We start from the raw sequence: 1,564 nt of genomic DNA on the forward strand, positions 1-1,564 counted from the left end.
AGCCCGCCGCCACTATGATCGCCGCCGGAGTATCGGGGACCGGCACACAGCGGCCTTGCGCAACCTCTTCAACCGGCTCCTCGGCCAGCTCCACCACTGCCTCATCACACGCCAGAACTACGACGAGAACACGGACTTCCCCACCCCACCGCCAGTCCCGGCTTGAGGCCATAGACCGATCGGATGTCTCAATGCCCGGCATCCGGACCAGGACCGCGGCGCGCATCCTCATCGACGTCGGCGACGGTAGCGGCTTCGCCACCTCCAGCCACCTCGCCGCCTACGCCGGCCTCGCAGCCGCGACCCGGAGCTCAGGCTCCACCATCCGCGGCGAACACCCCTGCCGACGAGGCAGCAAACTGCTCAAGAGAGCCTTCTACCTCGCCGCGTTCGCCTCGCTCTCCCAACCCGAGTCACGCGCCTACTACGACCGCAAACGCCGCGAGGGAAAGCACCACGTCGCCGCCCTCATCGCACTCGCCCGACGCCATATCGACGTCCTCTTCACCATGCTCCGAGACGGCACCTTCTACCAACCACCCACACCAGCAACGCAACGGCTTGGCGAGCACCGTAGAGGTACCTTTTCGCGTGCCGGCGCAGCCATGGCCGCGTGGTTCAGAACGAAACTCACTCGGCGATATCTGGCGCCAGATACAAGGCCATTCTGGAGAACTTCGCATATTTCCCCTGATTGCTGTTCGTGAAATTTATCAACTCGCTGGCGTCATGTGCGATTCTGATCATTACACCTAGGGAGGGGTCAACCAGGAATCCGCGTGCCAGGCCCGCGTCGTCTGTCCGATTGCCGTACGCATCAAACCGGAAGGTCAAGGGGGTAACGTGGGCGCCAGGGCGGCGCATGTGTACCATGAAGTCCCTGCCGCCTGTCGCGTAAAATTTTTCGCGCGCAAAAACCATTACATCTCGTATATTATCCATCTCGGCAAGCTCCAGCGCCCCCAGCGTTTTTGTACCCCCACTCCATGACGCCTTGCCCGCAGGCAGTACAATCTTTCCGCTTTGGATGGCAGCTAAAGCCGCACACGTGTCAGTCCTGCAGGTTCCCTTTAAGCCGTTTTTTAGATTTTCTAGGACTTGCTTCCGGATTGAGTTGTATATATTATGCAGGGAATTTGCCTCAATTTCGGTCGCGAACAAGAAGCTCCTTACGTGGGCAATCGCCTCGTACTGAGACTCGACGCGTTTTTTTTGCATCCTACTCCTGTTGTCAGTTAGTAACTGATCGATAGAAGGCTGCAGGGGTGCCGGATTTTCCGCCGCGCTTTCATGGGCGACTGCCGTTCCGGTAGTCGCCTCCTTCTGATCGGCGTGCTGGCGCTGGTCGTCGACGGGGTCATGGTGCCTTATACGGCGCTGGATGTTTCCGGTGGGGTCGGTGTGTTCTATGGGGTTGGCTGCGTAGGCTTGGTATTTGTTGAGGGGTGTGGGGTGGGGGTCGCGGGTGGTGAAGCGGCCGGTTTTGGGGTGGTAGAGGCGTGCGGGGGTGTAGTCGGTGCCGTTTTCGGTGTTGGTGTATTCGCCGCCGAAGCGGAAGGGGTTG

Annotated in this window: 2 protein-coding genes and 1 pseudogene; 1 reads left to right on the plus strand and 2 read right to left on the minus strand. The window is 60.1% G+C overall.

Going from position 1 to position 1,564, the window contains the following annotated elements:
- A partial coding sequence (locus tag IF89_RS50075; protein WP_420707022.1) for a hypothetical protein occupies positions 1–262 on the minus strand: 262 nt, incomplete at its 3' end.
- On the opposite strand from IF89_RS50075, the pseudogene IF89_RS43955 reads away from it, so the two are divergent.
- Positions 189–539, plus strand: a pseudogene (locus IF89_RS43955) (transposase); the annotation flags it as partial. The gene IF89_RS50075 and the pseudogene IF89_RS43955 sit on opposite strands and share 74 nt — an antisense overlap.
- A gap of 91 nt (positions 540–630) precedes the next feature.
- Here IF89_RS43955 and IF89_RS43960 read toward each other — a convergent pair.
- A partial coding sequence (locus IF89_RS43960; RefSeq protein WP_158718138.1) for an RHS repeat-associated core domain-containing protein occupies positions 631–1,564 on the minus strand: 934 nt, incomplete at its 5' end.

The sequence above is a fragment of the Streptomyces sp. NRRL F-2664 genome, from assembly GCF_000719345.1.
In the GTDB taxonomy this organism is placed as follows: domain Bacteria; phylum Actinomycetota; class Actinomycetes; order Streptomycetales; family Streptomycetaceae; genus Streptomyces.